Below are 23,948 nucleotides of genomic sequence, written 5' to 3'. Positions count from 1 at the left end.
TCCGAACCTTCAGGGCGACGGAAATCGCGCTATATCATGCACTTGGCAATCTTCCTGAGCCTTCGTCAACCCACACATTTTCCTGACGAACCAAAAAAAAAGGCCCTCCAGCATTACGTCGGCAGTAGTGGACGGTCGGCTGCGTCGAGATTCGCCGAAATCAGGACTCCCAACAACGCGCCCGCGGCCGCGTATTGACCTCCACGGCCGGGCTGTGCACATCCTGCAGACGATCGTGCATGGTCTCGCAGCGGATCAACATCATTGTCGGGGGTTTTTTATCCGCATCGGTTACGTCAACCTCTACGGCGCTGCGCAGATATACTTGGCGGGAGACGATGGAGACGATCACGATGATGGCGCAGACGTAGAGCGCCCGGACCACAAATTGAAGATATCGCGCCATGGAAATCGCACCAGCAGGAGGTGATTTGGTGGCTAGACTACACGAAGATCCCACAAGACGCGCTACGTCGTTGCACGATTGACACCGGCTCCATTTCGCTGAAGCGAGGCCGGACCGCGCCTTCTGTGACACCACACTGGGCTGATGAGGATGCCAAAGACAATCGTTCCCCTACCGAGCGGCCACTACTGGGCCACGCCGCACGCGCCCTTTCCCCCGGACGTTTCGAATGGCCATGACGAAGTCTTCCCTGGCGCTCATTGCGTCAGCGACGGCAAATGGGTCACTTTCTACAAGAACGGTGAAGAAGTCTGGGCATGCAATGCTCTGTATGCCTCCGCCCATTTCGACTTTACTTCCGACTCCAGCGCCTGCGCGTCGACGGCCGACTGAGGTGCCCCGGCGCCGCGAGACTTGCGGCCCCTCCCCGCGTCAACCATGACGCCCAGCGCAATACTACAAGCAAAATTTCACTCGACGGGCGTGATGTTCAAATAGCCGCCGCGGGGCTTGCCCTCAGTCGAGGGCACCTGAAGCAACTGAATCTTTATGAATGGGCGGGCTCAGCATGCACTGGACGGACTGCTAAGCGCATTCCCATTGCATTGAGAATCGCCGATAGGTTGCTCAGTACACGATTTCCAGTCGGGGACAGCGTGCGATAGATCTGAGTCGGATTCAGGTGCGCCTGCCCAGCCACGGCCTGGACACCGCCATTCTACCAACAACACATTTGAAGCCAGAATCGAGCTTGTTCACGCTCCCTTCCGCTGGGGACCGCCGAAGCAAGGATGCAACCCAAGTAAGACTCTATGGCTTCCGCATCGACTGAACGAACCTCGCATGGAAGTTAGGAAGGTCGCCTCGCTTCGCGCAGTTCCCTATACAGCCGAAATCCCGCCTGCGTGCCCCCCTGCACCATCACCCGGCGGCGCCGTGACAATGGAGCGCAGCGCAGGCGTGGCTGGCACGATCCTGGCCAGATCCGGCACCGGCCGCCGTAATTCAGGCGACGTGGCAAACGCCGTCTCCATCCCCTGCGCCGCAGCCAGCGTCTCCAGATCCCCCCGGAAGCGCCCGGTCACCTGCAGCCCGAACGGCATGCCGGCTTCGTCCGTACCACACGGCAGCGAGATAGCCGGATGGGTGGTCAGCGTCACGACATAGGTCAACGCCAGCCAGCGATAGTAGTTCTCCTGCTTCTCACCATTGATGGTGTCGGCATACAGGCTGGTCCATGCAAACGGCGAAACCGGCGTGGTCGGCGACAGGATCAGGTCGTATTCTTGATAGGCGTGCTGGAAGCGTTGCAGGATCCGGTTCTGTTCCGCCTGCGCCCAGGAACTGTCGGCCAGCGACATCTTCGCGCCCATCTCGTAGTTCGCCCGCGTATTGGGCCCGAGTGCGTAGGGGTCGCGCTGGTAGGCGTCCTGCAGGCCGGCGACGAAGCTTTCCGCGCGCAGCACGTCGAAGCAGCGGTGCACCTCGCCCAGGTCAAAGCGGACCTCGTCGCAGCGCTTGAACAAGTGGCGCATTGCGGCGATCTTGCCTCGGAACAAGCGGCGGATACCGTCGTCCACGGCGCAGCAGCCGAAGTCCTCGGTATAGCCGACGCGCAGCGTCGACAGGTCCACATGCGGCGGAAGGCGGAAGGACTCCGCGTTCACCGCGTAGCTCAGCGGATCGGTCACCGACACACCCGCCGATGCGGCCAGTTGCAGGCAGGCATCGGCAACCGTGCGTCCCATTGGGCCGACCACCGAGATCGGCGTCCAACCCAGGAGCTTGCGTGAATTGGGCACGATGCCGGGCGACGGCCGGAAGCCCACCACGCCGCACTTCGCCGCCGGAATGCGCAGTGACCCGCCAGTGTCCGAGCCCGTGCACACCGGCAGGAAATCCGCTGCCAGCGCCGCCGCCGAGCCCCCCGACGAGCCCCCTGCGTTGAGGTTGGGGTTGAATGGATTGCCGGTCGCGCCCCAGACCGCATTGCGCGAGTTGGCGCCGGCGCCCATCTCGGGAATGTTGGTCTTGCCCACCACGATGGCGCCGGCCGCGCGCAGCCGCGCCACCAACAGGTTGTCCGCCGCCGGCACATGGTTGCGGAAGAGCGGCGAGCCGTAGGTGGTCAACAAGCCCTCGGTGGCCTCCAGGTCCTTGACCCCGAGCGGCAGGCCGTGCAGCAGCCCGAGCGTTTCGTTGCGCAGTACCGCCTGCTCGGCCACGCGAGCCTCCTTGCGAGCGCGCTCGAAGCAGGTCGCCGTGATGGCGTTGATGGCCGGGTTGTAGGCCTCGATGCGGGCGATGCACGCCTCCAGCAGCTCTACCGGTGAGATGTCGCGGGTGCCGATCAGCCGGCGGAGTTCGACCGCGGAAAGCGAGGTCAGTTGGTCTGGCACGTTCATGGTTCAGGATGTGGTGGCCCTGCCTGCCGCCATGGTGGGCGACAGGCATCGGAAGAGACAGGAGGCCGTAGTCCGGCTTAGTCCAGCTTGATTTGCGCGCGCTGCGCGATGGCGCGCATCTGCGGGATTTCCTTGTCGATCATGGCCGCGACCTGGCTGCCGGGCGCATAGAACGGTTCGATGCCGCTTTCGGCCAGTTGCTTGCGCGTGGGCGGATCGGCGATGGCGTCGGCCAGCGCCTTCTCCAGCTTCGCCTTGACATCGGCCGGCACGCCGCGCGGCGCGACCAGCGCGATCCAGGTGCTGGCGTCCATGCCCGGGTACCCGCTTTCAGCCACGGTGGGCACATTTGGCAGCAGCGCCGAGCGCTTTGCCGTGGTGACTGCGATCGCCTTGATCTTGCCGGACTTGAGCTGCGGGATCGCCGCGGCCACGGTGTCCACGCTGAACGGGATCTGCCCGCCCATCAGGTCGGTCATGGCCGGCCCGCTGCCCTTGTATGGCACATGAAGCAGCTTGGTGCCGGTAAGATTGAACAGTTCCTCGCCGGCAAAGTGAGCGGTGGTGCCGGCGCCGAACGACGCGTAGGAATACTTGCCCGGCGCCGCCTTGGCCGCGGCCACGAACTCCTTGAGGTTGTTCACCGGCACGTCGCGGTTCGCAAGCAGGATCAGCCCCGTCGAACCGATCAGGCCAATCGGCTCGAAGTTCGTCTGCGGGTCGTACGGCAGCTTGGCGTAGACGGCGGGGTTGACCGTGAACGTCGTTCCCGACGTGGCCATCAGCGTGTAACCATCCGGCGCCGACTTGGCCACGTAGGTGGCGGCGACGATGGTGCCGGCGCCGGGCCGGTTCTCGACCACCACAGTCTGCCCGAGCACTTCCCCGAGCTTGCGCGCAATGGTGCGGCCCACCATGTCGGTGGCGCCGCCCGGCGGAAACGGCAGTACCAGCTGGATCGGTTTGGACGGATAGCCGCCTTGCGCGGCGACATTGGCTGGCGCCAGCGAGACCACGGCAGAGGCGCTGCAGGCTGCAAGCACGAACAGGGTTCGGGGGACGCGGAATCGCATATGGATGCTCCAGCAGACGATGGATCGGCGCAGCAAAGCAAAGGCTGTGCGGCGGCGCGTGATTTCATCGTACGACCGAACCGCAGCGAAATCGTAGCAATGTTTCGAAAGATTGATTGCCGAAAACGCAATCGATAAAATGGTTCTGCCGCCTTCAAGCCCTACCCCACCATGTCCTACCGCATCCTGCAGGAAACCGCCGTGCGCTACTTCCTTGAAGTCGTGCGCACCGGCTCGGTCAAGGACGCCGCCGTCAAGCTCAATGTGGCGCCCTCGGCGGTCAGTCGGCAGATTGCCAAGCTCGAGAGCGAACTCGACACGCTGCTGTTCGACCGGCGCGCACGCGGCCTGGTCCCAAATGCCGCAGGCGAGCTGCTGGCGGCGCACGCCAAGCGCGCCCAGCAGGACATCGACCGCGTCACTGGCGAGATACAGGCGCTGCGCGGCCTGCGGGTCGGCCAAGTGCGGCTGGCCAGCGTGGAAGGCTTGACACACGATTTCATTCCTGCCCTGGCGGCGAGCTTTCGGGAACAGTACGGCGGTATCCGCTTTGACCTCGACGTGTGTCCGCAAGGCGACATCGCCAAGCGCATCCGCGACGGCGAAGCCGACATCGGTATCACGCTGAGCGGGCTGCCCGAACTGGATATCGAGGTTGAATTGCGCCATCCGGCCCCCGTGCTCGCGGTCATGGCCCCCAGCCATCCGCTGGCCGGCCAGCGCCAGCTGTCGCTGTCCCAGGTCATCGGCTACCCGCTTGCGCTACCACCCAAGGACAGTTCACTGCGGCAATTGCTGGATACCAGCTGCAGCCGCCAAGGCCTGAGCTACCAGACCGTGTTTTCCTGCAACCACCTGGATTCGCTGGTCGGCTTTGCCGCCGCCGGGGGGGGTGTCATCAGCTTCTATGGCGAGCTGTCGGTGCGGCGGCGGCTGAAGGCCGGTATCGTTACCGCCGTGCCGCTGCGCGACCGCGAAATGAATGAGCGCTATATCGAGATCCAGACGCTGGCCCGGCGCAACCTCCCGCCCGCGGGCCGCGCCTTCGTCCAGCACCTGGTGCAGACCATCACGTGTATCGATGCGGAAAGCGATCGACCGGCGAATGCAGATGGATTGCCTAAGTAGCAATCGACAATTCAAATAATTGCTCCCGACGCCAGTCCCGCCAGGCACGCCAACGTTGCAGAATCGGGGCATCGGATCAAATTGCACAAAATGCAGACCCCACCGTATGGGCAAAGACATCCTAGTACTCGGCGCCGGCATGGTCGGCGTCTGCACGGCGCTGGCGCTACGTCAGCGCGGCCACGCGGTGGTGCTGGTCGACCGGCAGGCGCCCGGCCGTGAAACCTCTTACGGGAATGCCGGCATCATCCAGCGCGAGGCGGTGCAGCCTTATGCCTTCCCGCGCGAGTGGACCGCCATACTGCGGGTGATGGCGCGCCAGGGCAACGATGTCCATTACCATCCGCGTGCGCTCGCCGGCATTCTGCCGACGCTGGCCCGCTACTGGCACGAATCGGCACCCAGCCGCTATACGGTGACGGTCGCTGCATATAGCGCGCTGATCCGGCACTGCCTGACCGAGCACGAACGACTGATCGCGCTGGCGGGCGCGCAGGACCTGGTCAGCAAACAGGGATGGCTGCAGGCTTACCGCGACAGCGCGGCGTTCGACCGCGAGGCGGCAATTGCGGCAGCGGTCGCGCGCGAGCACGCCCTCGATTGCCGGATCCTGGACGGCGCCGCCCTTGCCGCCGCGGAGCCGGCCCTGCATGGGTCGCTGGCCGGCGCTGTCCATTGGCGCGATCCGTGGACCGTCGCCGACCCGGGCGAGCTGGTCCACCGCTACGCTGCCTGCTACGAGAACGCCGGCGGCATCTTCAGCCTCGGCGACGCTACCACGCTGAAACCTGCCGGCAGCGGATGGAGCTTGTCGACGAACGACGGCATGGTAACGGCGCAGCATGCGGTCATTGCGCTGGGCCCGTGGGCGCCGTCGCTCACCCGGCCGCTCGGCTATCGGATTCCGCTGTTCGTGAAGCGAGGCTACCACCGCCACTACTCATCCCCGGCAATGCCCAAGTTGCCGCTCCTCGATACCGAGAACGGTCTCTTGCTGGCGCCAATGAAGCGGGGCCTGCGCCTCACTACCGGCGCGGAATTCGCCCGCCACGATGCACCACCCACGCCAGTGCAGCTCTTGCGGGCGGAGCGTTATGCCAGCGAGCTGGTGGAACTCGGCGCACCCGTCGAGGACACGCCCTGGCTGGGTGCCAGACCTTGCGTGGCCGACATGCGCCCGGTGGTGGGCCGAGCCCCGCGCCATCCGGGCCTGTGGTTCCACTTCGGACATGCACACCAGGGCTTCACCCTCGGCCCCGCCACGGCGCGGCTGCTCGCCGAACTGATCGACGGCGAGGCGCCTTATGTGGATGCCCGCCCGTACGATCCGGCCCGCTTTGGCATCTGACGTTGTAGATTGTCCGCGTGCTGCGAGCGTCCGCGGTTTTGCCGAGCTCTCTCCCGCCCTGCTCACGGCCGCGGGACCGTATTGGTGCAACTGGAGGTTCCTGCCGCCGCGACTTGTCGATCCCCGCCGGGGTTCACAAATATGTCAAGCCTCACAAAGCAGAACCCTCTTGGCCGGGCCACCTTGCGTCAATAAACGTCGCGGGCTTCGTGGCGCACCCCGCCAGCTCCATGCGCAGGTCCTAGGGTGGCTTTGATTTTGGTGCAATTTACGACGGTTTGCTAACCCAGCTTTGGCGCGGGCGTGTCGAGATACATCATTGAATATAAATGGAGTGTTACCATCCCTTCGATCATGCGCAGGTGGAGGCAATGCAAGTCTGATGCAGCTCGCAGCCCGTGTTTTGAGTGCAGTCTGTGACGGCAGCAACTGTCCGGTGTAATGCTCAATCGGGAAGCGATCGAGGGCGCCCCGCTTCCCGAATTGGATGCGACGGAACTCGCCTATCGGGCCTGCGGGTAGCCGGGTTGCGGCCGCCCCGCCAATGCAGTGATGATGCGGATCACCCCACCCGCTGCGCCTGTGCCCACGCCAGGTCAGCTACCCGCGCGAAGCGCTCGCCCATGGCATGCGCCTCGGCACTGGACGCCGTGCCGCGCGCGGCGCGGCCCTTGACACCATGCAGGATCGCCGCGAAGCGGAACATGTTGAAGGCGATGTAGAAGTCCAGGTTGCCGATGCCATCGCGTCCGGTGCGGCGGCAATAGGCCTCGGCGTATGCCGCCTCATCCGGTAAGCCCGCTGCCGCCAGATGACGCCCTGCGATGCCGCCCAGGATATCGGGCGGCATGCGGAACATCATGGCGTGGTAGGCAAAGTCGGCCAGCGGATCGCCTAGCGTCGACAGCTCCCAGTCCAACACGGCCAGCACGCGCGGCTCGGTGGGATGGAAGATCAGATTGTCGGTCCGGAAGTCGCCGTGGGTGATGGCAACGTCGTCGGTGGCGGGGAGGTGCTTCGGCAGCCAGTCGACCAATCGGTCCATCGCCGGATGCCGGCCAGCGAGTTCGTCGTTCAGGTACTGCCCCGACCAGCGCGCCACCTGGCGGGCGACATAACCGCCCGCCTTGCCGTAGTCACCGAGTCCGACTGTCGCCGGTGTAATCGTATGCAGGATGGCCAGCGTCTCGTTCATCGCATCCATGTACGCGGCGCGGTGCTCGCGCGGCACATCGGCAAAGCAGGCATCCCAGAAGATCCGGCCTTCGACCAGATCCATCACGAAGAACCAGCTGCCGATCACCGAATCGTCGGTGCAGAGTCCGTGGATGCGGGGCACCGGAAAGCCCGCCTGTCCCAGCGCCGCCATCACGCGTGCTTCGCGCTCGACCGCATGGGCGCCCTTGAGCAGTTCGCCGGGCGGCTTGCGCCGTAGCACATAGCTGTGTCCCGGCGTGCGCAGCCGATACGTCGGGTTGGACTGCCCGCCCTTGAACTGGTCGATCGTCAGCGGCCCGGCATAGCCCTCGACGTTCTGCGCCATCCAGCGCTCAAGGGCCGCCTGGTCGAAACGGTGCTGCTCGCGCACTGGCACCGTGCCGGCGAAATCGTGTGCCTCAGCCATGGCTCGTCTCGCCGCTCAGGGTCTTGCGCTTGATCATTTTCGCCAGCGACCATTTGTGGACTTCGGTCGGGCCGTCATAGATGCGGAAGGCGCGCACTTCGCGGAACACCTGCTCGACAATCGTGTCGCGCGACACACCCGTTCCGCCCATGACCTGAACGCAGCGGTCCGCGACGCGATACACCGCCTCGGACACCGCCACCTTGGCCATCGAACTTTCGTTGGTGCCCAGCACGCCGCTATCGAGCACGCCCGCGCACCAGTCGATCATCAGCGCCGCCTGCTGCAGGTCGATCAGGTTCTCGGCGAGCATGAAGCCCACGCCTTCATGGTCGATCAGCAGCTTGCCGAAGGCCTTGCGCCGCGTGGCATAGGCCGTGGCGATCTCGTTCACGCGCGTGGCGCAGCCGTGCCAGCGCATGCAATGCGAGAGTCGCGCCGGGGACAGCCGTACCTGCGCATAGCGGAAGCCTTCGTTGACTTCGCCAAGCACCTGGCTGGCCGGCACGCGAAGGTTGTCGATGACGATCAGCGCGTGCCCGCCGGGCATCGAATTGTCGATGGTGTCGAGCACGCGTTCGATGCGGATGGCCGGGTTCGGCAGGTCCACCAGGAACATGGTCGACTGGACCTTTTCACCCTCCTCGTCGCTGCCCGTGCGTGCCATCACGATGCCGACCGAAGCGCCTTCCGTGCCGGTGATGAACATCTTGCGGCCATTGATGACCCAATCATCACCTTGCTGCACGGCGACGGTCTGCAGCATCGACGGATCGGAGCCCGCGCCGCCTTCGTCGGCCGGCTCGGTCATGAAGAAGGCCGAGCGCGCCTCGCCGCTCACCAGCTTGTCGAGGAATCGCCGCTTCTGTTCCGGCGTGGCGACCTTGCCGAGCAGGTACATATTGCCCTCATCCGGGGCCATCGTATTGACCGCTACGGGACCCAGCGGCGACAGCGCGGAGCGCTTGAGCACCGCCGCCGTCTCCAGTTGCGTCAGGTGGCTGCCGTCGGGCAGGATGTGCGGCGTCATGACGCTGGCTTCGCGGGCCCTGGCGCGCAGTTCGCGGACCAGATCCTCGGTCGGCCCATGGCCGGCGTTGCGGGGATCGCGCTCATATGGCGCGACAACCTCGCGCACGAATGCCTCGACGCGATCGGCAATGGCCTTGCTGCGCTCGGCGGGACAGGGAGTGAACATGGAAGCTTGCCTCAAAGCGAATTGATGGAATGGCCGCCGTCGACCGGCAGCACCGTGCCGGTCATGAAGTCGGAGGCGTCGGAGGCCAGCAACAGCAGCGCGCCGTCGAGCTGCCGCGGCTGCCCGAGCCGGCGCTGCGGGATGCGCCGGATCAGCGCCCGTCCGCTTTCGGTCTCGAAGAAGCCGCGGTTGATCTCGGTCTCGAAGTAGCCCGGCGCGAGCGCATTGACGCGGATGCCGTGGCGCGCCCACTCCAGCGCCAGGGAGCGCGTCAGGTGGATCAGGCCGGCCTTGGCCGCCGCGTACGCCGGCACCTGCTGGGCCACGCGCAGCCCGAGAATCGACGCGATATTGATGATGCTGCCGTGCGTGTCGGCGTCGCGCATCATGCGCGCGGCTCGCTGCGCCACACGCCAGGCGCCGTTCAGGTTGGTGTCGATCACGCTTTGCCACTGCGCCTCGTCCACGTCCATGGCCGGGCCGGTGGTCGCAATGCCGGCACTGTTGATGACGATCTGCACCGGGCCGAGTTCGCTCTGCGCGGCCTCGAAGGCGGCGTCGACCGAAGCGGGATCCTTCACGTCCAGCGCCACCACGCAACCCTGTCCGCCCTGGCTGCGCAGCGCGGCGAGCTGCGCTTCGCCTTCGGCCACGCGCCGTCCGGCCAGCGCCACCTTGCAGCCTGCGCGCGACAGGGTCTGCGCGAAGTGCAGGCCGAGCCCGCCGAAGGCGCCCGTCACCAGCGCCACCTTGCCCTCCAGGTCGGCGAACGGCTTGAGGCCGCGCCCATCCTCCTGGTTCATTGCCATGTCTCCTCCGATATCCGTGTGGAAGTTATGCCGGACGTTGTTCTCAGGCGGCCTTGACCATGTCTTCGACCACCTTCTTGGCGTCGCCGAACACCATCATGGTCTTGTCCATGTAGAACAGTTCGTTGTCCAGGCCGGCGTAACCGGCCGCCATCGAGCGCTTGTTAACGATGATGGTCTTGGCCTTGTACGCCTCCAGGATCGGCATGCCGGCGATCGGTGAATTCGGGTCGGTCTTGGCCGACGGGTTGACCACGTCGTTGGCGCCCAGCACCAGCACCACGTCGGCCTGGCCGAATTCGCTGTTGATGTCTTCCATCTCGAAAACCTGGTCGTACGGCACCTCGGCCTCGGCCAGCAGCACGTTCATATGGCCAGGCATGCGGCCGGCCACCGGGTGGATCGCGTATTTCACGGTCACGCCCTTCTCGGTGAGCTTCTCGGTCAGTTCCTTGAGCGCATGCTGTGCGCGCGCCACGGCCAGCCCGTAGCCCGGCACGATGATCACGGTTTCGGCATTGCCCATCAGGAACGATGCGTCGTCGGCGGAGCCCGACTTCACATTGCGCTGGACTTGCGAACCGCCTGCGGCACCGGCTGCCGCGTCGCTGCCGAAGCCGCCCAGGATCACGTTGAAGAACGAGCGGTTCATCGCGCGGCACATGATGTACGAGAGGATTGCGCCGCTTGAACCCACCAGCGAGCCCGCGATGATCAGCATCGGGTTGTTCAGCGAGAAGCCGATGCCGGCCGCCGCCCAGCCCGAGTACGAGTTCAGCATCGACACCACCACCGGCATGTCGGCGCCGCCGATCGGGATGATGATCAGCACGCCCAGCACGAAGGCGATGGCGAGCATGACGAGGAACGGCGTCCAGTCCTGCGTCATGAAGAACGCGATGCCGAAGCCGACCATCGCGACGGCCAGCGCCAAGTTCAGTATGTGCTGGCCCGCGAACACCACCGGCGCGCCCTGGAACAGGCGGAACTTGTAGCGCCCGGCCAGCTTGCCGAAGGCGATCACCGAACCGGAGAACGTGATGGCACCAACGAAGCAGCCGATGAACAGTTCGATGCGGTTGCCCATCGGGATCTCGTGCGAGCCAGCCGGCGCGATTCCGAAGGCCGAAGGCTCGGCTACTGCCGCCACCGCGATGAACACCGCCGCGAGACCGATCAGCGAGTGCATCGCCGCGACCAGTTCGGGCATCTTGGTCATCTCGACCTTCTTCGCCACATAGGCGCCGATGCCGCCGCCGACGACCAGGCCAGCCAGGATCAGCGCGAGGCCCGACCCCGCCGCCGTACTGCCGATTCCAGCCGCCAGGAATTCGCTCTTGAGCTTGGCGATCAGCGCCACCGTGGTGAGCGCCGCCACCGCCATGCCGATCATGCCGAAGGCATTGCCCTTGCGGGCCGAAGCCGGGTGCGACAGGCCCTTGAGCGCCTGGATGAAGCAGACCGACGCGCCCAGGTAGAACAGCGTCACGGTATTCATGGACAGTCCGTTCATCGCGGCATCTCCACCAGTTCACCGCCGGCATGCGCAGGCGTCTTTGCGGGCTGCGCCTTGGGCGCCTTTTTGCGGAACATCTCCAGCATGCGCTGCGTGACGAGGAAGCCGCCGAACACATTGACCGCGGCCAGCGCCACCGCCAGCGTGCCCATGGTACGGCCCACGCTGCCTTCGGTCAGGCCGGCAGCCAGCATGGCGCCGACGATGATGATGGCCGAGATCGCATTGGTCACCGCCATCAGCGGCGTATGCAGCGCGGGCGTGACGGTCCAGACCACGTGGTAGCCCACGTAAATCGCCAGCACGAAGATGATCAGGTTGATCACAGTGTGGTTCACCAATTCCATCGAATACTCCTTAGCAGGCCACCGCCTCTTCCACTCGGCGCGACATCAGGCATGCCGCGACGATGTCGTCTTCCATGTTGATCACCAGCCGGCCATCCTTGTCGATCACCAGCTTGAGGAAATCCAGCACATTGCGCGCGTACAGCGCCGAGGCGTCGGCCGCCACCATGCTGGCCAGGTTGGTATGGCCAATGAGGATGACGCCGTGGCGCTCGACCACTTCGTCGGCCACCGTCAGCGGGCAGTTGCCGCCCTGCGCGGCAGCCAGATCGACCACCACCGAGCCCGGCTTCATCTGCTGCACGGTGGCTTCATGCAGCAACGTCGGCGCCTTGCGGCCCGGGATCAGTGCTGTGGTGATGACGATGTCGGCCTGAGTGGCGCGCTGGTGCACCAGCTCGGCCTGGCGCTTCATCCAGTCCGGCGGCATCGGGCGGGCATAGCCGCCCACGCCCTGCGCGATCTCGCGCTCCTCCTCGGTCAGGAACGGCACGTCAAGGAACTTGCCGCCCAGCGATTCGATCTGCTCCTTCACGGCCGGGCGCACGTCCGAGGCCTCGATCACCGCGCCCAGGCGCTTGGCGGTGGCGATCGCCTGCAGGCCGGCCACGCCGGCGCCGAGGATCAGCACGCGCGCGGCCTTGACGGTGCCCGCGGCGGTCATCAGCATCGGCATGAAGCGCTGGTAGTAGTGGGCGGCCATCAGCACGGCCTTGTAGCCGGCGATGTTGGCCTGCGACGAGAGCACGTCCATGCTCTGCGCGCGCGTGGTGCGCGGTGCCGCTTCGAGGGCGAACGCGGTGATGCCGGCGGCGGCCATGCGCGCGTTGTTCTCGTTGTCGAAGGGGTTGAGCATGCCCACCAGCGCCGCGCCCGGCTTCATGCGGGCCAGCTCCATGATGTCCGGCGCGCGCACCTTGAGCACCAGCGGCGCACCGAGCGCATCGGCCGCGCTGCCGATCCGCGCGCCGGCGGCCACGTAGGCGGCATCCGGCTGGCTGGCCCGAAGGCCGGCGCCGGCCTGCACCACCACATCGTGGCCCTGTGCCACGTATTTCTTGACCGTCTCCGGCGTGGCGGCGACGCGCGCCTCCCCCGCCCGGGTCTCAGTCGGTATCCCGATCTGCATTCTTCAGACTCCTGTGGTCCGCCGCGCCTTTGTGCACGGGGACACTGTGGCCGGGCACCGCGCTGGCCAGGGGGCCGCCCGCGGTGCCGGTATGGTGTACCGCTCAGCGGGGCACTTCGCCCTCGAGCGTCACGCGGTTGAGCACGCGCTCGGCATTGCCGTAGTCATGCACGGCGTAGTGCATGGTGCAACGGTTGTCCCACATCAGGACATCACCTTCCTGCCACATGTGGCGGTAGACGTTGTCGGGCGTGACCGAGTGCTCGTACAGGAAGTCGAGCAGCGGGCGGCTTTCCGCCACGGTCATGCCCTCGATGCATTCGGCGGTGTCAGGGTGCCCGACGTAGAGCGCCTTGCGTCCCGTCTCCGGATGCGTGCGCACGATCGGGTGCACCGCGGAAGGCACCTTGTCCGAACCGGTCATCTTTGCCAGGCGCGCGCCGGTAAAGCGCGCACGCAGGCCCTCGATCATGCGTTGCATTGCCGGCGTCAGGCGCTCGTACGACAGGTACTGGTTGCACCACATGGTGTCGCCACCCACCGGGATCGTGACCGCTGACAGGATGGAGATCTTCGGCGGCACCTCGGTATAGATCGAGTCGGAATGCCAGGCCTCGGTGGAAGCGGTTTCCTTAGGGATCTTGGCGACCTGCGCCAGTTCCGGGAACTCGGTCAGGCCCTTGAGCAGCGGATTGCCCTGCACCGGCGTGCCCCAGCGGCGGGCAAACGCGATTTGCGCGGCGGGTTGCAGCCACTGGGCGCGGTACACCAGCACGCCGTATTGCAGGAAGGCGTCATGCAGCACCGCGAAATCCGCATCGTGGAGCGGTTCGTTCAGGTTCACACCCGTGACGGCTGCGCCAACGGAGCCGGTCAGCGGCTTGATTTGAATCGTCATCATGTCTCCTCTATCGGTGTAATGGGTCAGTCAACCAGCAGCACGATCTTGCCGACGTGCTGGTCCTGTTTCATGTAGGCATGGGCGGCGTGGATATCCGTCATGGCAAAGGTGCGGTCGATCGGCAGCCGCACACGCCCCGCGCGCAGGAAGGGCAGCAGGTCGCGCGCGCAGGCCTGGATGCACTCGAGCCGTTCCTGCTCGGTACGGGTACGGAAGGTCACGCCGATCAGCTGCAGGCGCTTGAGCCATAGCTGTGCCAGGTCGATCTGGGCCGTGGCCGATCCCAGCCGCGCGATGTTCACCAACCGGCCCTTTACGGCCAGGCTCTTCATGTTGGCCTCGAATACCGGGCCGCCCACCGTGTCGATGATGACGTCGACGCCCTTGTTGTCCGTGGCCGCCATGACCGCCTCGACCTGGTCGTCCCTCGACGAATCGATGCCCACGTCGACGCCGTACTGGCTGATCTTGTCCAGCTTCGCCGCCGAGCGCGACGAGGCAATCACCGGGCGGGCGCCCATCAGCGACGCGATCTGGATCGCCGCCATCGCCACCCCGCCCGAGGCGCCGTTGACCAGCACCGACTCGCCCGGCTTGAGCTGGCCGTTGACCACCAGGGCGTCATGCGCCGTGATAAACACGTTCGGGAACGCGGCGGCATCGATCCAGGACATGGCGTCCGGCACGGCGATCAGCGCCATCGGGTCGGCGACGACAAACTCAGCCTGGCAACCCTTGCCGTGGCCCATGACGCGGTCGCCCTTGCGCCAGCCGTTCACGCCTTCGCCAACCTCGGCCACCTCGCCCGCGAACTCCACCCCGGTGGTGATGGTGTTGCCGGTGCGCAGCTCCTTTGCCTGGTTGATCTCGCCCCGGTTCAGGCCCGATGCGCGGACCCTGACCAGCAGCTGGCCCGGCCCTGCGACTGGAACGGGGATATCCTGCACTTCAACCCGGCCGCCCTCGGCGCCCGGTATTACACGCACTGCCTTCACTGTCGGCTCCTTGTTTCAGTCTCTGTCTCTTGGTCTGTCCGTGCCTCACACGCTGCCAAGCGCCGTCGCCCGGATCTGCGAAAGCAGGGCCAGTGCGCGCTCGGCTGCACCCTCCCCGCCGGCATGGTTGCCCCGAACAAACGGCGGGCGCAAATCCTCGATGGCAGCCAGCGCGGCCAACGGCTTCTCCGCCGCCACCGCCAGCCGCCGGAACTCGTTGACGGTCAGGAGGTAGGTGTGGAAAACGTCCTGCGGCGGCGGCGTGGCACCCACCTTGTGGAGCAATACGTTCAGCCAGTGCGTGCCGGCGAGCATCGCGGCCTCGATGGTCATCTCGTAATCGGCAGCTCCGCATTTCTGCAGCGATGCCTCGATGCGGCGGGCAATCGCCATGTGTCCTTCAATGTCCATGCGCGCCCCCTTTCATGCGCTCCGCCAGCCTATCCAGGCATTGCCGCAACGCCGTGTCGCAACTGCGGGCGATCGCCTCCGTCGGGGCCAGTCCCTCTCGCAGGCACGGGTCGCGGTAGTGCTCGATGCATTCCATGTCTTCCATCATCGCGGCGATGTCCGCGGGGACCGGCGCCTCTACCCTGGGGCGCCCGACATGCAGCACGTCGCCAAGCGGCCGGAACGCCGCCTGAAGCCCGCCGTCAGGCTGTGGCACCAAATAAACGCCGGGCTGCGTAGCGAACATGTCGTCGTCCACCGTGACTCCGGCCTGATGCAGTGCTGCATTGACCGCGTGGGTTCCGGCGGTCATGCCGGCCCAGAACCACAGTTCGAAATCCTGGAGCGGATCCAGGCGTTCGCGCAGTGCCTGCAGCCTCGCAATCTTTTCAAGGTGTGACACCACCTTCATGCCTGACTCCTCCTGTTGGGCCATCCGGCGCGAACCGCGGCGCCGTTTGACATGACGATAGACAGCCGCAATGCCAATGTCAACAACTTCTATATATGACTTTTATGTAGGAGTAGTGGTTTTCTCGGGGGAAAGCGCGAATTGCCTTGACGATCTACTCGTCAATTCTCTACATTGCATTCCAAGACCTATACAGGAGTTGATCAATGCCACGAGCCATCGTACTCAACCCGGCCGACAATGTGGCCACCCTGCTGGATGCAGGCCACGCCGGGGATGCCTGCGCTCTGGAAGGCGAGCGGCCAGGGAAGCTGGTCCTGCTGCAGGACGTGCCGTTCGGCCACAAGGTGTGCATCACCGACACGCCCACGGGCCAGGACATCCTCAAGTACGGCCAGGTGATCGGGCGCGCGAGCCACGCGATCCGGGCCGGCGAGCACATGCATGTGCACAACATCGAGTCGGCGCGCGCCCGCGGCGACCTGCAAAAGGGGCAATGAAGATGGCGACAACCTTCCTCGGTTACCCGCGCGAGAACGGCGCGGTCGGCGTGCGCAACTGGGTCGCCGTCGTCTCCGTGATGGACAACTGCAATCCGGTCACGCGCACCATTGCGCGCACCGTGGGCGGCTGCATTCCCGTCACCACGCTGTTCGTGCGCGGCCAGTTCGGCGCCGACCTGGATTTCGCCTTCGAGTCGCTGGCGGGCCTGGGCCGCAATCCCAATATCGCGGCGGTGTTGCTGGTGGGCCTCGAACCGTCCTCCACCGAGGAAGTGGCACGCCGCATCGCCGTCAGCGGCAAGCCGGTCGAACGGGTCCACCTTCAACCCAACGGCACCGTCGACTGCATCGCGGAAGGCACGCGCAAGGCGACCATGCTTTCGCTGGCCGCCTCCCGCGCGCGCCGCGTGCCCTGCCCGGTGTCGTCGCTGGTGATCGGCGTGGAATGCGGCGGATCGGATACCACCTCGGGCCTGAGCTGCAATCCGGTGATCGGCCGCATGGCGGACATGGTGATCGCCGAAGGCGGCTCCGTCATCATCTCGGAAACCTCGGAGTTCATCGGCGCCGACCACCTGTTCGCCGAACGCGCCGCCGACGGACGCGTGCGCGAGGCCTTCGTCACCGCGGTGCGCAATATGGAAAACCTGGCTATCTCGCGCGGCGTCGACATGCGCGAGGACCAGCCTTCCCCCGACAACAAGCGCGGCGGCCTCACCACGGTCGAGGAAAAGGCGCTGGGCGCCATGGCCAAGGCCGGCAGCACGCCGCTGGTGGGCGTGCTGCGCTACGGCGAGGCACCGCGCAAGCCGGGCCTGCATTTCATGGACGCACCGGCCGCGGCAGTGGAAAATCTGACTGCGCTTGCCGCCGGCGGGTGCCAGCTCACGTTCTTCGGTACCGGGGTGGGCAACCCGATCGGCAGCATGGTGGCACCGACCGTCAAGGTGTGCGGCAACGTCAATACCCTGCGCACCATGTCCGACAACATTGACTTCGACGTCAGCGGAGTCCTGCAGCACGGAGAAAAGATCTCCGACCTCGGCGAACAGCTGTACGCCTATGCGATGGACGTCGCATCCGGCACGCGGCTGACCAGCGAGGTGCTCGATATCCGGGAGACGGCGATCAGTCGATTCGCACTGAGCCTCTGAGCAATCATGACCAAACTTAACAGCGTCTCCGACGCGATCATCCGCTCCATCGAATCCGGCGCACTGCGCGAAGGCGACCGCCTGCCGTCAGAAGGCGAACTGGCCGCGATGCACGGCGTAAGCGTCGGCACCATCCAGAAGGCGCTGATCCGGCTGACGCACTCGGGGCTGATCACGCGGGAGCAGGGACGGGGCACCTTCGTCTCCGGCACGCGCGTGGCACCGGCGGATGTGCGCTACCTGCGCTTCCGCGACGAAGAGGGCAACGAACTGCCGTCCTACGTCCATGCGCGCTCGGTCAAGCGCATCAAGCGCAAGGGGCCTTGGGCGGACTTCCTTGAAGGCGATGGCTACGTGCGGATCGAGCGCGTGATCAACGTCGGCGGCCGCTTCGACTTCTACAGCGAGTTCTGGCTGCGCGAGGAAGACTTCGCGCAACTGGGCGGGCTGGACCGCGAGGCGCTGGAGAAGAACCTGCGCGAACTGATCGGCCAGCGCCTGTCGCTGCCGACGCTGCGCGTGGACCAGTGGATCCGCTTCGGCACGCCGCCGGCAGCGGCCGCCCGCGAGCTCGGCATCGACCCGGAGGCGCCGGCCTTCATCATGGAAATGCGCGGCTACACGCTGCGCGACCAGCCGCTCTATTACCAGTCGGTCTATGCCGCCCCCTTTTCGGAACGGCTGATGATCGTACGGGAGAAATCGTCATGACGACCCGATGCAATGTCCACAAGCTGGAACAATGGACGTCGGCCGTATTCGAATCGTGCGGCGTGGCGCCCGGGCGTGCCGTCGAGGCCGGCGCAGCGCTGGTGCGCAGCGAGCTGCGCGGCTACAAGACGCACGGCATGACGCGCGTGCCGTCCTACGTCGACCGCCTGCGCGCCGGTGACTTCAATCCGCGCGCAACGATGTCGCACCGCGCCTTCGCCGGTGGCATCGTACTGGACGCCGATGGCGCCATGGGCCAGGTAGCCGGGCCGCATGCGGTCCGGCTTGGGCTTGAAGCACTGGAATCGAGTGCGTCCGTGCTGATCGCGGTGCAGTCGTGCGGCCACCTGGGCGCACTGGGCATCCATGCGCTGCTCGCGGCCGAGGCTGGCGCGTTCTGCATGGTCGGCCAGCGCACCCCACCGGTGCTTGGCATGGAAGGCTTCTCCGGCCCTGCCATCGGCCACAACCCGATCGCGTTCGGCTGTCCGCTGCCGGGCCAGGCGCCGATCGTGTTCGATGTCGCCTGCAGCGTCGCCGCGCGCGGTCACATCCTGCTTGCCGCCCGCGAGGGAAAACCCATTCCGGAAGGCTGGGCGCTCGACGCCGACGGCCAGCCGACCACCGATGCGCAACGCGCGCTCGCCGGCTCGCTGCTGCCCACGGGGGGCCACAAGGGCATCGGCATCGCCATGATGGTGGAGTGCCTGGCGGGTGCGCTGGCCGCCACGGCCGACTCGCTCTCGCCGGAGCGCAACCACGTCGGCAGCGGCGGCGCGGTCGGCCGCCAGGGCGGCTTCGTCTGGCTGGTCAAGCCCGAGGCCTTCTCCGGCCAGGGCGTCTTCGCGGACTACATGGCGCAGTGGACCGGCAACTACCTGGCCGCCGGCGGCGCAGATGCAAGGCTCCCCGGCCACCGTGGCGACACGCTGGAACGTGAAGGCCGCGAACACGGCATCGCGCTGCCCGATGCCATCGTCCGCGAACTGGGCGCACTGGGCCAGCAAACAGGCATCCCCTTTCCGGCCTGATCCAACCACACAGAGATTGCAGAGATCCGGGCTACCGGCAGACGCTGGCCGTCCCTACCCCACAACCACACTGGCTGAATCCGCCCCATGAACGCTCCAATCCTCCCCGACGCGGCCCGGAAGGCCATGGAAGCCGTCTCGATCGACGACAAGTACGCGCTCGAGTCCGGCCGTGCCTACATGAGCGGGGTGCAGGCGCTGGTGCGCCTGCCGCTGCTGCAACGCCGGCGCGACGCCATGGCGGGCCACAACACCGCGGCCTTCATTTCCGGCTACCGCGGCTCGCCGCTCGGCAACTATGACCAGGCCATGTGGCAGGCCAAGAAGTACCTCGCCGACAACCACGTCGTCTTCAAGCCCGGCGTCAACGAAGAACTCGGTGTGACGGCCGTGTGGGGATCGCAGCAACTCGACTTCGATCCCGCCAGCAAGAAGTACGACGGCGTGTTCGGCATCTGGTACGGCAAGGGACCCGGCGTGGACCGCAGCGGCGATGCGCTCAAGCACGCCAACCTGGCCGGCACCGCGCGGCTGGGCGGCGTGATTGCGCTGGCCGGCGACGACCATGTGTCCAAGAGCAGCACGCTGGCGCACCAGAGCGACCACACCCTGATCGCCTGCGGCGTGCCGGTGTTCTTCCCCTCCAACGTGCAGGACATCCTGGACCTGGGCGTGCACGCCTTCGCCATGAGCCGCTTCAGTGGCCTGTGGGCCGGCATGAAGACCGTGCAGGAGGTGGTGGAGTCCGGTTCCTCGGTTGTCACCGATTCGGACCGCGTGCGCATCCTGTTGCCGGAAGACTTCGCCATGCCCGAGGGCGCCCTGCATATCCGCTGGCCCGACGATCCGCTGGCGGCCGAGGCGCGCATGATGGAGTTCAAGTGGCCGGCGGCGCTCGCCTATGTGCGCGCCAACCGCCTGAACCGCAACGTGGTGGAAGGCCCGGACGACCGCTTCGGCATCATCGCCAGCGGCAAGGCCTACAGCGATACGCGCCAGGCGCTGCTCGACCTGAGTCTCGATGACGCCACCTGCCGCACGCTCGGTATCCGCGTCCACAAGGTCAGCGTGGTGTGGCCGCTGGAATCGCTCAGCGTGCGCGAGTTCGCGCACGGGCTGCGCGAGGTGCTGGTGGTGGAGGAAAAGCGCCCGCTCATCGAGCAGCAGCTCAAGGACGAGCTGTACCACTATCCCTCGGACGCGCGCCCGGCCGTCTTCGGCAAGTACCATCACACCGATGGCGTGGGCGGCGAATGGAGCCATCCCAGGCCGGCCGAAGACTGGCTGCTGCGCGCCAAGGCCGACCTGTCGCCGGCGCTGGTGGCCAAGGCCATCGCGCAGCGTCTCAAGGCACTGGGCGTGCCCGCCGACGTGGCCGCGCGCATGGACGTACGCCTGAAGGAAATCGAAGCCAAGGAACGCGCCACCGCCCAGGGCGATGCGCGCGGCACTGACCGCCTGCCATGGTTCTGCCCCGGCTGCCCGCACAACACCAGCACCCGCGTGCCGGAAGGCTCGGTGGCAACGGCCGGCATCGGGTGCCACGGCATGGTGGTGTGGATGGACCGCTCGACCTCCTCGTGGTCGCAGATGGGGGGCGAAGGCGTACACTGGATGGGTCAGTCGGCGTTCAGCAAGCGCACGCACATGTTCGCCAATCTGGGCGACGGCACGTACAACCACTCCGGCCTGCTGGCGGTGCGCCAGTCTATCCACGCCGGCGTGAACATGACCTACAAGATCCTGTTCAACAGCGCCGTGGCCATGACCGGCGGCCAGCCAGTGGACGGGCAACTGGATGTCCCGGCGATGTCGCGCGAGCTGGCCGCTGAAGGCGCCCGGCAGATCGTGGTGGTCACTGACGAGCCGGAAAAGTACAAGGGTGTCCCCAACCTGGCGGCGGGTGTCACCGTGCGCCACCGCGACGAGCTGGATGCCGTGCAGCGCGAACTGCGCGAAGTGAGCGGCGTCACGGCGATCATCTACGACCAGGCCTGCGCCACCAAGAAGCGGCGCGAGCGCAAGCGCGGCACCATGGCGGATCCGGCCAGGCGCGTCGTGATCAACGAGCTGGTATGCGAGGGCTGCGGCGACTGTTCGGTGGAGAGCAACTGCCTGGCCGTGCAACCGGTGGAGACCGAATTCGGCCGCAAGCGCAAAGTGAATCAGGACACCTGCAACAAGGATTTCTCTTGCACCAAGGGCTTCTGCCCGAGCTTCGTCACCGTTGAGGGCGGCGAACTGAGGAAGCCGTCGACGGGCGGCAAGAGCCATCCGGTGCCCACCGGCATGCCGCTGCCCACGCTGCCGGACGCGGCCCGCATCGTCGTGGCGGGCATCGGCGGCACCGGCATCGTGACCATTGGCGGCGTGCTGGGCATGGCCGCCCACCTCGAAGGCAAGGGCGTGATCACCCAGGACGCCACGGGCATGGCGCAGATGGGCGGTTCCACCTGGAGCCACATCCAGATCGCCGCCAGTCCGGATGCGCTGCATGCCAGCCGCGTCGATATCGCCATGGCGGACCTGGTGATCGCATGCGACACGGTGGTCGCGGCCAGCAAGGCAACGATTGCCGCCATGTCGCCGCAGCGCACCTATGTCGTGCTCAACAGCCATGTGACGCCGACCGCCGCCTTTGTCCGCAACCCGGACTGGGACCCGCAGACCGAGCAGGCCGTCGGGCGCATCGCGCAGGCCGTCGGCACCGGCCAGGTCGGCAGCTTCGATGCCGAACAGGTGGCCAAGCAGGTGATGGGCCAGTCGATCTACGCGAACCTGATGATGCTCGGCTACGCGTGGCAGAAGGGCCGCGTGCCGCTGTCGCATGCTGCCATCATGCGTGCCATCGAGCTCAACGGCATACAGGTGGACAGCAACAAGGCCGCGTTCGAATGGGGCCGGATGTGCGCCCACGACATGTCGCGCGTGCCGATGCGGACAGCCAACGCGCAGGTGATCCAGTTCGTGCGCAAGCCCTCGCTGGCCGACCTGATGGCCAGGCATGTCGAGTTCCTTTCGGGTTACCAGAACCGCGCCTATGCCACGCAGTACGAGAGCTTCGTCGACCGGGTCAGGGTCGCCGAGTCGGTCGCGGGCAGCACGCGCCTGACCGAGGCCGTGGCACGCTCGCTGTTCAAGCTGATGGCCTACAAGGATGAGTACGAAGTGGCGCGCCTGCACACCAGTGCAGCCTTCCGCCAGCAGATCGAGTCGATGTTCGAAGGCAAGGTCCGCCTGGTGCACCACCTGGCGCCGCCGCTCCTTGCAAAGAAGAATGACAAGGGCGAACTCGTCAAGGGTGCGTATGGACCCTGGATGCGCACGGCGTTCGGCGTGCTGGCCCGCTTCCGCGGCCTGCGCGGCACGGCGTTCGATCCCTTCGGCTACACCGCAGAGCGCAGGGAAGAGCGCGCGCTGATCGTCGAATACCGCCGCTGCGTCGAGGAACTGCTGCCGAAGCTGTCCGCGCAGAGCTTGGAGCTGGCGCTGGAAATCGCGAAGCTGCCAATGGAAATCCGCGGCTATGGCCACGTCAAGGCGCGCAACCTGGCCGCGGTCCGGACGCGCTGGGAGCGGCTGATGGCGCAATGGAAAGGCGGCGAAGAGCGGCGCGAAGAGACCCGTCCCAACGTGGCCGCCTGAGCAGGACTGGTGTAGCGGTGACTCCGCCGCCTCGCGGCGCGGAGACCGTCCAAAAGACAACGAGGAGACAAGACATGAAATCCGTACTGCACCGTGTTGGACAAACCCTTGGCGCAATCGCGCTCGCCGCGTGTGCCGCCAGCGCCCTGGCGCAAGGCGGCTACCCTAACCGCCCGGTACGCATCATCGTGCCCTGGCCTGCCGGCGGCGGCGTCGATACCGTAACGCGTACCGTGGCAGAGAAGCTGACCGCGAGCCTGGGACAGCAGTTCGTGGTCGACAACCGCCCTGGCGCCACCGGTAACATCGGCGCCGGCATGGGCGCCAAGGCCGCGCCTGATGGCTACACGCTGCTGGTGGCCAGCGCGCCGATGGCCATCAATGCGAGCCTGCAGAAGAACCTGCCGTTCGACCTGGGCAAGGACTTCGCGCCGCTGGGACTGATGGCCAGCTCGCCCTACATGCTGGTCGTCAACCCGTCGGTCGCCGGTTCGGTCAAGGAACTGGTGGCACGGGCGAAGGCCGAGCCCGGCAAGCTGAGCTATGCATCGGTCGGGCCCGGCACGCAGCAGAACGTGGTCAGCGAGGTCTTCAAGGAGATGGCCCACGTCAACATCGTGCACGCTCCCTACAAGGGCGGCCCCCAGGCCCTGACCGACATGGCCGGCGGCCACATCCAGATGATGTTCCATGGCGTGCCGGCGGTGATGCCGTTCGTCAAAGGCGGCCAGCTCAAAGGGATTGCCGTGGCGAGCAAGCAGCGCCTGCCGCTGTTCCCTGATATCCCGACCATGGCCGAGGCCGGCTTCCCGGGCATCGAGGCCAGCGAGTGGTACGGACTGGTGGCACCCGCCGGCACGCCCAAGGAGATCGTCGCGCTGCTGGGCAAGGAAATCGAGAAGGCACTGAATGCGCCCGGCGTGCGCCAGCAACTGGCCAGCAAGGGCTATGACCCGGCCAGCGGCGGCTCTCCGGACCAGTTCGCGACTTTCATGGCCGCCGAGCAGAAGAAATGGGCGCTGGCCATCAAGCAGACCGGCTTCCACCTGGAATAACGCAACGGCGCCCCGCCGCCGGCGGGGCCCGACGCAAAGCAAGGAGGCCCATTGTGAAATTCCAGACGCGACGCGAACGACAGGTGCGGGGCGCCGTCAGGCTGCCGG

General features: G+C 66.2%; 21 protein-coding genes and 1 pseudogene. 8 read left to right on the top strand and 14 right to left on the bottom strand.

Annotation, left to right across the window (positions count from 1 at the left end):
• Nucleotides 1–160 precede the first annotated feature (160 nt).
• From ACIP1U_RS27695 to ACIP1U_RS27680, 4 genes and pseudogenes are all read right to left on the bottom strand, one after another.
• Nucleotides 161–406, bottom strand: a complete 246-nt coding sequence (locus ACIP1U_RS27695) for a hypothetical protein (RefSeq protein WP_400322016.1) — start codon at nucleotides 404–406, stop codon at nucleotides 161–163.
• Nucleotides 407–953: 547 nt separating this feature from the next.
• A pseudogene (locus ACIP1U_RS27690) lies at nucleotides 954–1,121 on the bottom strand (DNA-binding protein); the annotation flags it as partial.
• A 166-nt stretch (nucleotides 1,122–1,287) separates the two neighbouring features.
• Nucleotides 1,288–2,811: an amidase gene (locus tag ACIP1U_RS27685; RefSeq protein WP_400322015.1), complete on the bottom strand. Its 1,524-nt coding sequence runs from the start codon at nucleotides 2,809–2,811 to the stop codon at nucleotides 1,288–1,290.
• 77 nt (nucleotides 2,812–2,888) lie between these two features.
• Nucleotides 2,889–3,884 carry a Bug family tripartite tricarboxylate transporter substrate binding protein gene (locus ACIP1U_RS27680; RefSeq protein ID WP_400322014.1) on the bottom strand — a complete coding sequence of 332 codons (996 nt, stop codon included), beginning with the start codon at nucleotides 3,882–3,884 and terminating at the stop codon, nucleotides 2,889–2,891.
• Between the two features lie 171 nt (nucleotides 3,885–4,055).
• On the opposite strand from ACIP1U_RS27680, the gene ACIP1U_RS27675 reads away from it, so the two are divergent.
• Both ACIP1U_RS27675 and ACIP1U_RS27670 read left to right on the top strand, forming a co-directional pair.
• A complete protein-coding gene (locus ACIP1U_RS27675; protein ID WP_400322013.1) occupies nucleotides 4,056–5,012 on the top strand; it encodes a LysR substrate-binding domain-containing protein in 957 nt (318 codons plus the stop codon).
• A gap of 106 nt (nucleotides 5,013–5,118) precedes the next feature.
• Entirely contained in the window at nucleotides 5,119–6,360 is a 1,242-nt protein-coding gene (locus tag ACIP1U_RS27670; RefSeq protein WP_400322011.1) for an NAD(P)/FAD-dependent oxidoreductase, read from the top strand.
• 562 nt (nucleotides 6,361–6,922) lie between these two features.
• Here ACIP1U_RS27670 and ACIP1U_RS27665 read toward each other — a convergent pair.
• The 10 genes from ACIP1U_RS27665 to ACIP1U_RS27620 all read right to left on the bottom strand — a co-directional run bounded on the left by ACIP1U_RS27665 (nucleotide 6,923) and on the right by ACIP1U_RS27620 (nucleotide 15,741).
• Complete coding sequence (locus tag ACIP1U_RS27665) at nucleotides 6,923–7,984, bottom strand: phosphotransferase (protein WP_400322010.1); 1,062 nt, start codon at nucleotides 7,982–7,984, stop codon at nucleotides 6,923–6,925.
• Complete coding sequence (locus tag ACIP1U_RS27660; RefSeq protein WP_400322008.1) at nucleotides 7,977–9,182, bottom strand: acyl-CoA dehydrogenase family protein; 1,206 nt, start codon at nucleotides 9,180–9,182, stop codon at nucleotides 7,977–7,979. Before ACIP1U_RS27660 ends, ACIP1U_RS27665 begins: the two co-directional genes overlap by 8 nt.
• 11 nt (nucleotides 9,183–9,193) lie before the next feature.
• Complete coding sequence (locus ACIP1U_RS27655; RefSeq protein WP_400322006.1) at nucleotides 9,194–9,985, bottom strand: SDR family NAD(P)-dependent oxidoreductase; 792 nt, start codon at nucleotides 9,983–9,985, stop codon at nucleotides 9,194–9,196.
• Nucleotides 9,986–10,034: 49 nt separating this feature from the next.
• Nucleotides 10,035–11,504 (bottom strand): NAD(P)(+) transhydrogenase (Re/Si-specific) subunit beta, encoded by a 1,470-nt coding sequence (locus tag ACIP1U_RS27650; protein WP_400322004.1) that lies wholly within the window; start codon nucleotides 11,502–11,504, stop codon nucleotides 10,035–10,037.
• The gene (locus tag ACIP1U_RS27645) at nucleotides 11,501–11,854 is read right to left on the bottom strand and encodes an NAD(P) transhydrogenase subunit alpha (RefSeq protein WP_400322002.1); all 354 of its coding nucleotides are present in this window, start codon (nucleotides 11,852–11,854) and stop codon (nucleotides 11,501–11,503) included. The genes ACIP1U_RS27650 and ACIP1U_RS27645 overlap by 4 nt, the downstream gene beginning before the upstream one ends.
• A 10-nt stretch (nucleotides 11,855–11,864) precedes the next feature.
• Nucleotides 11,865–12,983, bottom strand: a complete 1,119-nt coding sequence (locus ACIP1U_RS27640; protein ID WP_400322000.1) for a Re/Si-specific NAD(P)(+) transhydrogenase subunit alpha — start codon at nucleotides 12,981–12,983, stop codon at nucleotides 11,865–11,867.
• 103 nt (nucleotides 12,984–13,086) lie between these two features.
• Entirely contained in the window at nucleotides 13,087–13,881 is a 795-nt protein-coding gene (locus tag ACIP1U_RS27635) for a TauD/TfdA dioxygenase family protein (protein WP_400322019.1), read from the bottom strand.
• A 26-nt stretch (nucleotides 13,882–13,907) separates the two neighbouring features.
• The gene (locus ACIP1U_RS27630; RefSeq protein ID WP_400321998.1) at nucleotides 13,908–14,879 is read right to left on the bottom strand and encodes a zinc-binding dehydrogenase; all 972 of its coding nucleotides are present in this window, start codon (nucleotides 14,877–14,879) and stop codon (nucleotides 13,908–13,910) included.
• Nucleotides 14,880–14,924: 45 nt separating this feature from the next.
• Nucleotides 14,925–15,290, bottom strand: coding sequence for a hypothetical protein (locus ACIP1U_RS27625; protein WP_400321996.1), 366 nt, complete (start codon nucleotides 15,288–15,290; stop codon nucleotides 14,925–14,927).
• Entirely contained in the window at nucleotides 15,280–15,741 is a 462-nt protein-coding gene (locus tag ACIP1U_RS27620; RefSeq protein WP_400321995.1) for a hypothetical protein, read from the bottom strand. The genes ACIP1U_RS27625 and ACIP1U_RS27620 overlap by 11 nt, the downstream gene beginning before the upstream one ends.
• A gap of 206 nt (nucleotides 15,742–15,947) precedes the next feature.
• Here ACIP1U_RS27620 and ACIP1U_RS27615 point away from each other — a divergent pair, with 206 nt between their 5' ends.
• From ACIP1U_RS27615 to ACIP1U_RS27590, 6 genes are all read left to right on the top strand, one after another.
• On the top strand, nucleotides 15,948–16,241 hold the full coding sequence (locus tag ACIP1U_RS27615; RefSeq protein ID WP_400321994.1) for a UxaA family hydrolase: 294 nt from the start codon (nucleotides 15,948–15,950) through the stop codon (nucleotides 16,239–16,241).
• A 2-nt stretch (nucleotides 16,242–16,243) separates the two neighbouring features.
• Nucleotides 16,244–17,398, top strand: coding sequence for a UxaA family hydrolase (locus tag ACIP1U_RS27610; RefSeq protein ID WP_400322018.1), 1,155 nt, complete (start codon nucleotides 16,244–16,246; stop codon nucleotides 17,396–17,398).
• Between the two features lie 6 nt (nucleotides 17,399–17,404).
• On the top strand, nucleotides 17,405–18,109 hold the full coding sequence (locus ACIP1U_RS27605; RefSeq protein WP_400321993.1) for a GntR family transcriptional regulator: 705 nt from the start codon (nucleotides 17,405–17,407) through the stop codon (nucleotides 18,107–18,109).
• A complete protein-coding gene (locus tag ACIP1U_RS27600; protein ID WP_400321992.1) occupies nucleotides 18,106–19,140 on the top strand; it encodes an Ldh family oxidoreductase in 1,035 nt (344 codons plus the stop codon). Before ACIP1U_RS27605 ends, ACIP1U_RS27600 begins: the two co-directional genes overlap by 4 nt.
• Nucleotides 19,141–19,227: 87 nt before the next feature.
• The gene (locus ACIP1U_RS27595) at nucleotides 19,228–22,785 is read left to right on the top strand and encodes an indolepyruvate ferredoxin oxidoreductase family protein (RefSeq protein ID WP_400321991.1); all 3,558 of its coding nucleotides are present in this window, start codon (nucleotides 19,228–19,230) and stop codon (nucleotides 22,783–22,785) included.
• Between the two features lie 74 nt (nucleotides 22,786–22,859).
• The gene (locus ACIP1U_RS27590) at nucleotides 22,860–23,840 is read left to right on the top strand and encodes a tripartite tricarboxylate transporter substrate binding protein (RefSeq protein WP_400321990.1); all 981 of its coding nucleotides are present in this window, start codon (nucleotides 22,860–22,862) and stop codon (nucleotides 23,838–23,840) included.
• The last annotated feature ends 108 nt before the right edge of the window (nucleotides 23,841–23,948 follow it).

The sequence above is a fragment of the Cupriavidus sp. NPDC089707 genome (assembly GCF_044748965.1).
GTDB lineage: Bacteria > Pseudomonadota > Gammaproteobacteria > Burkholderiales > Burkholderiaceae > Cupriavidus.
This window is presented reverse-complemented; position numbering and strand designations above follow the sequence as displayed.

Excerpts from the sequence above, each read along its gene's own strand:
- ACIP1U_RS27695 (WP_400322016.1), bottom strand. The coding sequence starts at position 406 with ATGGCGCGATATCTTCAATTTGTGGTCCGGGCGCTCTACGTCTGCGCC.
- ACIP1U_RS27685 (WP_400322015.1), bottom strand. The coding sequence starts at position 2,811 with ATGAACGTGCCAGACCAACTGACCTCGCTTTCCGCGGTCGAACTCCGC.
- ACIP1U_RS27680 (WP_400322014.1), bottom strand. The coding sequence starts at position 3,884 with ATGCGATTCCGCGTCCCCCGAACCCTGTTCGTGCTTGCAGCCTGCAGC.
- ACIP1U_RS27675 (WP_400322013.1), top strand. The coding sequence starts at position 4,056 with ATGTCCTACCGCATCCTGCAGGAAACCGCCGTGCGCTACTTCCTTGAA.
- ACIP1U_RS27670 (WP_400322011.1), top strand. The coding sequence starts at position 5,119 with ATGGGCAAAGACATCCTAGTACTCGGCGCCGGCATGGTCGGCGTCTGC.
- ACIP1U_RS27665 (WP_400322010.1), bottom strand. The coding sequence starts at position 7,984 with ATGGCTGAGGCACACGATTTCGCCGGCACGGTGCCAGTGCGCGAGCAG.
- ACIP1U_RS27660 (WP_400322008.1), bottom strand. The coding sequence starts at position 9,182 with ATGTTCACTCCCTGTCCCGCCGAGCGCAGCAAGGCCATTGCCGATCGC.
- ACIP1U_RS27655 (WP_400322006.1), bottom strand. The coding sequence starts at position 9,985 with ATGAACCAGGAGGATGGGCGCGGCCTCAAGCCGTTCGCCGACCTGGAG.
- ACIP1U_RS27650 (WP_400322004.1), bottom strand. The coding sequence starts at position 11,504 with ATGAACGGACTGTCCATGAATACCGTGACGCTGTTCTACCTGGGCGCG.
- ACIP1U_RS27645 (WP_400322002.1), bottom strand. The coding sequence starts at position 11,854 with ATGGAATTGGTGAACCACACTGTGATCAACCTGATCATCTTCGTGCTG.
- ACIP1U_RS27640 (WP_400322000.1), bottom strand. The coding sequence starts at position 12,983 with ATGCAGATCGGGATACCGACTGAGACCCGGGCGGGGGAGGCGCGCGTC.
- ACIP1U_RS27635 (WP_400322019.1), bottom strand. The coding sequence starts at position 13,881 with ATGACGATTCAAATCAAGCCGCTGACCGGCTCCGTTGGCGCAGCCGTC.
- ACIP1U_RS27625 (WP_400321996.1), bottom strand. The coding sequence starts at position 15,290 with ATGGACATTGAAGGACACATGGCGATTGCCCGCCGCATCGAGGCATCG.
- ACIP1U_RS27620 (WP_400321995.1), bottom strand. The coding sequence starts at position 15,741 with ATGAAGGTGGTGTCACACCTTGAAAAGATTGCGAGGCTGCAGGCACTG.
- ACIP1U_RS27615 (WP_400321994.1), top strand. The coding sequence starts at position 15,948 with ATGCCACGAGCCATCGTACTCAACCCGGCCGACAATGTGGCCACCCTG.
- ACIP1U_RS27610 (WP_400322018.1), top strand. The coding sequence starts at position 16,244 with ATGGCGACAACCTTCCTCGGTTACCCGCGCGAGAACGGCGCGGTCGGC.
- ACIP1U_RS27605 (WP_400321993.1), top strand. The coding sequence starts at position 17,405 with ATGACCAAACTTAACAGCGTCTCCGACGCGATCATCCGCTCCATCGAA.
- ACIP1U_RS27600 (WP_400321992.1), top strand. The coding sequence starts at position 18,106 with ATGACGACCCGATGCAATGTCCACAAGCTGGAACAATGGACGTCGGCC.
- ACIP1U_RS27595 (WP_400321991.1), top strand. The coding sequence starts at position 19,228 with ATGAACGCTCCAATCCTCCCCGACGCGGCCCGGAAGGCCATGGAAGCC.
- ACIP1U_RS27590 (WP_400321990.1), top strand. The coding sequence starts at position 22,860 with ATGAAATCCGTACTGCACCGTGTTGGACAAACCCTTGGCGCAATCGCG.